The sequence below is a fragment of the Paralcaligenes ginsengisoli genome, assembly GCF_054781135.1.
Genome location: NZ_BAAGUZ010000006.1, coordinates 116,550 through 125,394 on the forward strand (window position 1 = coordinate 116,550; position 8,845 = coordinate 125,394).

Sequence of the window (8,845 nt, forward strand, 5' to 3'; positions counted from 1 at the left end):
CCACGCTCCGCTATTCCACACCTATTCAATTGTTGCAGCCCAAGCTCACATGCTAGAAATCCGCCACCTGGAAACTCTGACCGCCATACGCGAAGCGGGCAGCCTGCAAGAAGCGGCCGATCGCCTGCACGTCACTCAGTCGGCGCTATCGCACCAACTGCGCGACCTGGAAGTCAGGCTCAAAACCCCGCTCCTGAATCGGCGTACACGCCCTGCGCGCCTGACCACCGCGGCACTGCGCATACTGGCCCTGGCCGACGAAATATTGCCTCGCCTGAAAGCCACGGAGCGCGAGTTGCAGCGCCTGGCGGCCGGGCGCACCGGTCGCCTGCATCTGGCCATCGAGTGCCATTCCTGTTTCCAGTGGCTGATGCCCGCGCTCGATGCGTTCAGGCAGAACTGGCCCGATGTGGCTCTGGATTTATCGGCGGCGTTTTCATTCGCCCCCCTGCCCGCTCTGATACGGGGCGACCTGGATGTGGTGATTACCTCCGACCCGCAAGCGATGGATGTGATTCAGTACTTGCCCCTGTTCAGTTATGAGCTGGTGCTGGCGGTCTCGGCCGCCAACCCTCTGGCCCAGTACAAATACATCGAGCCCGATCAACTGGCCGATCAGGTGCTTATTACCTACCCGGTCGAAAAACAAAGGCTGGACATTTTCACGACCTTCCTGGATCCAGCCGGCGTTGAACCGGCCGCCCTGCGCAAAGCCGAACTGACCCCTATCATTGTGCAACTGGTTGCCAGCCAGCGCGGCGTTGCCGCACTGCCGAACTGGGCGCTCACCGAATACCTGAACCAAGGCTGGCTGCGCATCTGCCACCTGGGCGCTCAGGGAGTCTGGCGCACGCTGTATGCGGCAGTGCGCATTGAAGACGCCGAGGCCAGTTATTTGAGCGCTTTCATGGCTCAAGCGCGCGAAACATGCTTCCGCACCCTGAACGGCATCAAAGCGGTTCATCCGTCAGGCACCAGCGGCGTAACCAGCCGGCACTAAGCCCTCAGCCCCTGCCGGCGCGGGGCAGCGCGGATCGATGCCGGCAACACCCGGAATCCATTCGCAGCAAATGCTCATGGACAACAAATGCGACATCAGCGCCTCCCGCCCCGCATTGTCGCCCGCGCCAAGCAGATGCACGACACGCAAGCCTTCCCGCACCCAGCCTAGAGTTTGAGCACGGAAGCCGTCGCCGCACAAAGAACCTGCATCCACGTTCGATTCGCACATGTCGGCGTCGCGCCTGGCCAAAGCCAGCACGCCGTCGCCGATGTCGCGGCCGTACACCACCACATCCGCTTCATTCAAGGCCCGCAAACCCTTCAAGGTCAATAAGCCCGGGTCGCGAGAGCCCACATTCACAAACGACACAAGCCCGTCTGCAAAAGAACTTCCGGCGGCCAATGCCTGCGCCAGCGTGCTTTCGGCTTCCGCGAAACGCGCCTGCCTGATATGTGCCGCAACAGGCCCATCGAGCATCCAGGCATAAAAACGGCGGCGTTCGGAAACAACGCCGAATCGCTTACGTATTCCCGCCCGATAACGGGCGGCCAATTGCGCCAGAGATCCCCAGTTCCGGTCCAGCAGACTTTCCAGCCTTTCCCGCATGCGCCTGGCGAGCACGGGCGCCATGCCCGATGAAGAGATCGCAATCACCATGGGTGAGCGATCCACAATCGCCGGCACATGAAAGCTGGACAACTCGGGATCGTCGACGACATTCACCCACAAATCAAGTGCCGCGGCGTCCTGCGCAATGCATGCATTCACCCGCCGATCGCTGGTAGCGGCAATAACCAGACACTGCCCTGCCAGCCATCCTCGATGATAGGCGCCCTCTCGGTGCAGCACTCTGCCCCGCTCGACCAGCAGCGCCATATCGCCGCATATGGCCAGCGCACCCACGGAAACCCGGGCGCCGGCATCAAGCAGTAAAAGCACCTTGCGCAAGGCAACGCTGCCGCCGCCCACGACCAGCACATCTTTTCCCCGCACATCGCAGAACATTGGAAATAGCCGCATCCGCACCCTCCCCGCGCTTCGACCCGGCCTGCGCCCAGTGCGCAATCCAGCCAGCGGATTCTTCTACTCAAGCAAATCCCGTGCCCGCCCGGGCAGGCATCTGTGTTATTGCCTGCCTGTGTGTCCGGGCAGGCCACACGCCCGCCACAGCACCCACAAGAGCCGGCACATTAATAGTGCACAAAGCCTGGAATCCCGATCCGGCGCACCGCCCCAGTGCAAGCAGAAGCGTACGCGGCGCCCTATTCCATGAAAAAAAACTGGCACGCTAATTGCTTGATACCTATTGAAGATCAACGGTTCCTCATGGTTTGCCGACTGCCGCATTCAGGCCGACAAAAACCGAAGACCCGTTTTCTCTGTATATCCAATTGACTGAAAAGCAGGCATTTATGAAAAAGCTGAAACTCGTTATGGTCGGCAATGGGATGGCCGGTGTCAGAACCCTGGAAGAGCTTTTGAAGCTGGACCCGACTCTGTACGACATTACTGTATTCGGTTCCGAACCCTATCCCAATTACAACCGGATCCTGCTGTCGCCCGTGCTGACAGGCGAGCAAACCATCAAGGACATTATTCTCAATGACCTGGACTGGTATGCGCAGAACCATATCGAGCTGCTGCTGAACCGTAAAGTCGTCAAGATCAATCGCGCCCGTAAAGAAGTCCATGCCGACGATGGAACAGTAGCCAGGTACGACCGCCTCTTGTTGGCGACTGGCTCGAATCCCGTCATCCTGCCGATTCCGGGCTGCGACTTGAATGGCGTCGTAACTTTCCGCGACATACGCGACGTCAACCTCATGATCGATGCAGCCACCGCCTACAAGCACGCGGTTGTCATCGGCGGCGGGCTTCTGGGGCTGGAGGCGGCCAATGGCCTGGCTGTGCGCGGCATGAAAGTATCGGTCGTGCATCTGGGCTCGAGCCTGCTGGATCGCCAACTCGACAGTGCCGCCGCCGGCCTGCTGCAAACCAGCCTGGAGCAACGCGGTCTGGAGTTTCTGATGGAGCATCAGACCGAATCGATCATGGGCAATGAAGAGGGCAAGGTCAAAGGCATACGCTTCAAGAACGGCAGCGAACTGGCCGCCGACCTGATCGTGATGGCAGTCGGCATTCGGCCCAATACAGAACTGGCGGATCAGGCCGGCATACACACCGATCGCGGCATTATCGTCAATGACACCTTGCAAACCTACGACCCCAGCATTTACGCCGTGGGCGAATGTGTCAGCCATCGCGGCATGGCCTACGGCCTGGTCGCGCCGCTGTTCGAACAGGCCAAAGTCGCCGCCAATCACCTGGCGTTTTTCGGCATTTCGCGCTATCCGGGCAGCGTGACTTCGACCAAGCTCAAAGTCACCGGCATCGATGTGTTTTCGGCGGGCGATTACACGGGCGGCGGCGACACCGAAGCCATCACGCTGTCCGACCCTATAGGCGGCGTATACAAAAAGCTCGTCATCAAGGACGACAGATTGATTGGCGCCTGTCTGTACGGAGATACCGTCGACGGCGCCTGGTATTTCCGCCTGATACGGGAAGCGAAATCGATCAACGATTTGCGCGACCACCTGATGTTCGGCGAAGGTTCGGTGGGCGATACCGGCCACGCCGGACAGAACAGCGTGGTGGGCATGCCCGACGATACCGAGGTCTGCGGCTGCAACGGCGTATGCAAGGGAACCATCGTCAAGGCCATACGCGAACAAGGCCTGTTCACCGTCGATGAAATCAAGAAACATACCAAAGCCGCCAGCTCCTGCGGCTCGTGCGCCGGCTTGGTCGAACAGATCTTGATCAACTGCGTGGGCGGCGCCGCCAACATCAAGCCCAAATCCGAAAAAGCCATATGCGGCTGCTGCGATTTTACCCACGGCGAAGTCCGCAAGGCCATCAGGGACCATCATCTGACATCCATTTCGGACGCCATGAAATTCCTGGAATGGCGCAGTGCGGATGGCTGTGCCACCTGCCGCCCGGCTCTCAACTACTATGTGATGTCGACTTGGCCAGGAGAAGCCAGGGACGATGCGCAATCCCGCCTGGCCAACGAGCGCATGCACGCCAACATCCAGAAGGACGGCACTTATTCCGTTGTACCGCGCATGTGGGGCGGGGTGACTAATCCGGCCGAGTTGCGCCGGATTGCCGATGTGGCGGACAAATACCACGTGCCCATGGTGAAAGTCACCGGCGGCCAGCGCATCGATTTGCTGGGTGTGCAAAAGAAAGACCTGCCCGATGTCTGGAAAGATCTGGACATGCCTTCGGGCCACGCCTACGGCAAAGGCTTGCGTACGGTCAAAACCTGCGTCGGCAGCGAGTTTTGCCGTTTCGGCACACAAGACTCCACCGGCATGGGCATTGCCCTGGAAAAAGACCTGGTGGGAATGAGCAGCCCTCACAAGGTCAAGCTGGCCGTCTCGGGCTGCCCGCGCAATTGCGCAGAGTCCGGCATCAAGGACATAGGCATTATTGCCGTGGACTCCGGCTGGGAGCTCTACGTAGGCGGCAATGGCGGCATCAAGACCGAAGTGGCGCAGTTCTTCGCCAAGGTAAAAACACCGGAAGAGGTGCTGGAATACTCCGGGGCCTTTCTGCAGCTTTACCGCGAAGAAGCGTTCTACCTGGAACGCACCTGCCACTACCTGAGCCGCGTCGGCCTGGAGCATGCCAAAACCAGGGTCATCAACGATGCGGGCAATCGCGCCGAGCTGTACGCACGCCTGAAATTTGCCCTGTCTTTTGAAAAAGATCCCTGGGCGGAACGCATAGAAAGCCCCTCGGCCCGTCGTGAATTCGAAACCCTGACTGCGTGAAACCGATATGAGCACAAGCACTTTGACACACAACTGGACCGCCATCTGCCCTCTCGGCGAAATACCCAGAGCCGGGTCGCGGGTCGTACAGCAGTCCGGAGCGGACAATATCGCGGTATTCAGGGCTTCGGACGACCATGTCTTTGCCGTCCTGGACCGCTGCCCGCACAAGGGAGGGCCCTTGTCGGCCGGCCTGGTTCACGGCCACTTCGTTACCTGCCCCCTGCACAGCTGGACTATAGCGCTCGACAATGGCCAGGCCCTGGCACCCGACAAGGGTTGCGCGCGCACCGTGGCCGCCAAAGTCGAAGCGGGCACGGTCTATCTGAACCTGGCGCGCGAGGCCTAGAACATGAATGATTCGCCCCGCCCGGAACCGGCCGCGCCATTGCGGACCGTATCATCCATATGCTGCTATTGCGGCACTGGTTGCGGCGTACAGATCCGCAGCCAGGGCAACCGCGTCGTGGAAGTGTCCGGCGATATCCATCATCCGTCCAGCCGGGGCAAACTGTGCAGCAAAGGCCTGAACCTGGCGGCCACGGTCAGGCATGATGACAGCCGCATTGTGTCGGCCCAATTGCGCCGGCATAAAAATGAGCCGCGCCGCAATATCGCATTGATGAGCGCCCTGACGGTTGCCGCCCGCAAACTGGCCGACACCCTCCGCAGCCATGGACCGGATGCCATAGGTTTTTATCTCTCGGGACAGCTGCTGACTGAAGATTACGCCGTGTTCAACAAGCTGGCGCGGGCGCTGATAGGCACCAACAACATCGACACCAACTCGCGGCTGTGCATGTCCAGCGCAGTCTCGGGCTATAAGCTCACTCTGGGCGCAGATGCCCCCCCGGCCTGCTATGAAGACCTGGATCATGCCGAAACGGTATTCATAGCCGGATCGAACATGGCCTTTGCGCACCCTGTGCTGTTTCGCCGCCTGGAAGCGGCCAAGGCCCGCAACCCCTCCATGAAAATCATTGTGGTCGATCCACGCCGCACCGACACCTGCGAAATTGCGGACCTGCATTTGCCGATCTCGGCCGGTACCGATGTAGCACTGTTTCACGCCATGCTCAATGTCATGGTGTGGGAAGATTTGATCGACCGCGATTACATTGCGCAGCACACCGAGGGCTTCGAAGCGCTTAAACAGCGCATCCACGACTTCACTCCCAAATCAGCCCAGGAATTATGCGGCGTTCCGGCAGCCGATATTATTCAATGCGCCCGCTGGTTTGCCCAGGCAAGATCGACGCTATCGCTCTACACCATGGGTTTGAATCAATCGAGCAGCGGTACCGCTAAAAATGCGGCGCTGATTCATTTGCATCTGGCGACCGGGCAAATCGGCAAGCCGGGAGCCGGCCCTTTTTCGCTGACGGGGCAGCCCAATGCGATGGGTGGCCGCGAGGCCGGTGGCATGGCCACGCTGCTGCCTGGCCATCGCGATCCGGACAATGCCAGCCACAGGGCGGAGGTCGCCGCCTTGTGGGGCGTAGAACGATTGCCTGAAGTCCCAGGGCTCACAGCGGTCGATATGTTCGACGCCGTGCTGGCCGGGAAAATCAAGGTGCTCTGGATCGCCGGCACCAACCCGGCCCAGTCCATGCCGGACCAAGCCAAAGTCCGTGCCGCCCTGGAAAAAGCCGAATTCGTGATTGTTCAGGAGGCATTTGCCCACACCGAAACCCTGGCGTATGCCGATCTGATCCTGCCCGCCGCGACATGGCCGGAAAAGGAAGGCACCGTCACCAACTCGGAACGCCGGATCAGCCGCGTGCGTGCCGCCATCAAACCTCCGGGCGACGCCAAGCCTGACTGGAAATTGGCGTGCGCAATAGCCAAAAGGCTGGCGGCGAAAATCGCCCCGGCCAAGGTCGCACTGTTCAACTACCGCGACGAGGCCGCCATTTTCGCGGAACATGTACGTTCCACAGCCGGCCGCGACCTGGACTACAGCGCACTGAATTATGCGAGGCTGGAAGCGGAAGGCCCACAGCAATGGCCCTATGCCTCAGCGCGTACCGACTCGGTGCGTCTGTACCAGGAGGGCATTTTCCCCACCGACAGCGGACGCGCCCGATTCATGGACGTGGGCTACACACCGGTCGCGGATCCAGTATCCGCACAGTACCCCTTGCGCCTGACCACAGGACGCCTGCGCGATCAGTGGCACACCATGAATCGTACCGGCCTGGTTCCGGCGCTGACTCGCCACGAGGAAGAGCCGCGCCTGCATTTACATCCAGCCGACATGCAGCGCCTGAAAATCGACAACGACACGCTTGTCAGAGTGAAATCCAGGCGCGGCGAGGTCATTGTTCCAGCACTGCGGGATCCAGGCCTGAAACCCGGCCACGCCTTCATGCCCATGCACTGGGGCAGCGCGTTCATGGCCGGCGACGGAGTCAACGCATTGGGCAACAGCATCGGCGATCCGATTTCGCATCAGCCCGAACTGAAGCACAGCGCGATCGGCATAGAACGGCTGAATTACGCGTGGCAGGCCAGCGCCTGGATTCACGGTCCCAGCGCCGCCTTGCGGCAAAGGCTGAGAAAATGGCTGAACGCATTCCCCTATGCCGTAGTTTTGCCGACTGCGATCGGCATGGAGGGGGTGCGCCTGCGCCTTGCAAGCCCGGCCAAGGCAGACGCGACTGTGCTCCAGGCCTTGATCGACGACTTGCATCTGGGTCAGCCCGACCTGGCTTTCGACGATCCCGCCCGCGGTGTGATTCGCCGCATCCGGCGCTCCGGGCCAGGCCTGGGCGCGTTTTTGCTGGCCGGCGATGTACGTGCCGACGCCGCCCTGCTGCAGTGGGCCGACGACGGGAAAGCCCCGGGCAATATAAGCCTGGTGCTGATGGGCCGTACAAAGCCGCCCATACGCACCCATATTGTCTGCGCCTGCGAAAACGTCAGTGAAGACGCCATAAGCCGGGCCATACAAGCAGGCCAGGATCTGGAGGGCATCCGGGCCGCCCTGAAATGCGGAACCGGCTGCGGATCCTGCCTTGCCCAAATCAGGCGAATGATTCAAGACCATGCGACTACGGAGCTGACAGCATGAAAACATCTGCGCACATTGGAAAATTGTCCTCTCCCGGCAAGGTATGGCTGATCGGCGCCGGCCCGGGCGATGCAGAATTGCTGACGCTCAAGGCCGCCCGTGTCCTCAAACAATGCACGGTCTGGCTGGTCGACGACCTGGTGGGACGGGATATTCTGGAACTAGCCGAACCGGAGACCAAGATCATCGAAGTAGGCAAACGCGGCGGCTGCGCCTCGACGCCGCAAGATTTCATTCTTCGCTTGATGGCTCAATACGCCCTGGAAGGCAAGACGGTAGCGCGGCTCAAGGGCGGCGACCCTTTTATTTTCGGGCGTGGCGGCGAAGAAATGGCTTGGCTCACACATCGTGGCATTGAAGTTGAAAGCGTCAGCGGCATTACCGCCGGACTGGCCGTCGCCAGCGCGCTGGGACTGCCATTGACGCATCGCGAAGTATCCCGTGGGGTCATTCTGGTCACGGCGCATACCGCGGATGGTGTTCGCCCCGACTGGCAATCGCTGGCTCGCAGCGGCTTGACCCTCGTGTGCTATATGGGCATGAGCCAGCCGGCCGTCTTATTGGCCGAATTGCTGGAGGGAGGCTTCCCGGCGACGCTTCCGCTCGCTATTGTCCAGCACGTATCGTGCGCTGCGCAACGGTGTATCGTCACGACACTGGAGCATCTGGCAAGTACGGTGGAAACCAGCCGTATTGCCAGCCCCGCCGTTATTGTCCTTGGCGAGGTCGTGCGGCATGCGCAGGCCTTGCCTCGGCAGGATGCCGGCGAAACCGGCCTGCTTGCCAGAGCTGTTTAGGTTTGAGCTATTGGGTTGGGCTGTGTTGTCTGTGTGGGCGGATGTCTGTTGTGTCAGCGCGGTAGTAGTTCTATAAAGACGCCGCAGGGTGGGCGGTGCTGTGTAGTCCGGCACGTCCAGCGGTCGG

At 60.6% G+C, this 8,845-nt stretch carries 6 protein-coding genes; 5 read left to right on the plus strand and 1 reads right to left on the minus strand.

Annotation, left to right across the window (positions count from 1 at the left end):
• Window positions 1–49 precede the first annotated feature (49 nt).
• Window positions 50–1,000 carry a LysR family transcriptional regulator gene (locus tag ACYVIS_RS04845; protein WP_232743393.1) on the plus strand — a complete coding sequence of 317 codons (951 nt, stop codon included), beginning with the start codon at window positions 50–52 and terminating at the stop codon, window positions 998–1,000.
• Here the strand turns inward: ACYVIS_RS04845 and ACYVIS_RS04850 are convergent.
• Window positions 968–2,023 (minus strand): NAD(P)-dependent oxidoreductase, encoded by a 1,056-nt coding sequence (locus ACYVIS_RS04850; RefSeq protein WP_232743394.1) that lies wholly within the window; start codon window positions 2,021–2,023, stop codon window positions 968–970. The genes ACYVIS_RS04845 and ACYVIS_RS04850 overlap by 33 nt on opposite strands.
• Window positions 2,024–2,415: 392 nt before the next feature.
• Between ACYVIS_RS04850 and nirB the strand changes: the two genes are divergently transcribed.
• Genes nirB through cobA form a run of 4 tightly spaced genes read left to right on the plus strand, consistent with a single transcriptional unit; the run spans window position 2,416 to window position 8,718 of the window.
• Entirely contained in the window at window positions 2,416–4,848 is a 2,433-nt protein-coding gene (gene nirB, locus ACYVIS_RS04855) for a nitrite reductase large subunit NirB (protein ID WP_232743395.1), read from the plus strand.
• A 7-nt stretch (window positions 4,849–4,855) separates the two neighbouring features.
• The gene (gene nirD / locus ACYVIS_RS04860; protein WP_232743396.1) at window positions 4,856–5,197 is read left to right on the plus strand and encodes a nitrite reductase small subunit NirD; all 342 of its coding nucleotides are present in this window, start codon (window positions 4,856–4,858) and stop codon (window positions 5,195–5,197) included.
• A 3-nt stretch (window positions 5,198–5,200) separates the two neighbouring features.
• Window positions 5,201–7,921, plus strand: a complete 2,721-nt coding sequence (locus ACYVIS_RS04865) for a nitrate reductase (protein ID WP_460873388.1) — start codon at window positions 5,201–5,203, stop codon at window positions 7,919–7,921.
• A complete protein-coding gene (cobA, locus tag ACYVIS_RS04870) occupies window positions 7,918–8,718 on the plus strand; it encodes a uroporphyrinogen-III C-methyltransferase (RefSeq protein ID WP_460873389.1) in 801 nt (266 codons plus the stop codon). Before ACYVIS_RS04865 ends, cobA begins: the two co-directional genes overlap by 4 nt.
• Window positions 8,719–8,845 lie beyond the last annotated feature (127 nt).

Bases quoted from the DNA above. Each gene is read 5' to 3' on its own strand.
- ACYVIS_RS04845 (WP_232743393.1), top strand. From the start codon at position 50: ATGCTAGAAATCCGCCACCTGGAAACTCTGACCGCCATACGCGAAGCG.
- ACYVIS_RS04850 (WP_232743394.1), bottom strand. From the start codon at position 2,023: ATGCGGCTATTTCCAATGTTCTGCGATGTGCGGGGAAAAGATGTGCTG.
- nirB (WP_232743395.1), top strand. From the start codon at position 2,416: ATGAAAAAGCTGAAACTCGTTATGGTCGGCAATGGGATGGCCGGTGTC.
- nirD (WP_232743396.1), top strand. From the start codon at position 4,856: ATGAGCACAAGCACTTTGACACACAACTGGACCGCCATCTGCCCTCTC.
- ACYVIS_RS04865 (WP_460873388.1), top strand. From the start codon at position 5,201: ATGAATGATTCGCCCCGCCCGGAACCGGCCGCGCCATTGCGGACCGTA.
- cobA (WP_460873389.1), top strand. From the start codon at position 7,918: ATGAAAACATCTGCGCACATTGGAAAATTGTCCTCTCCCGGCAAGGTA.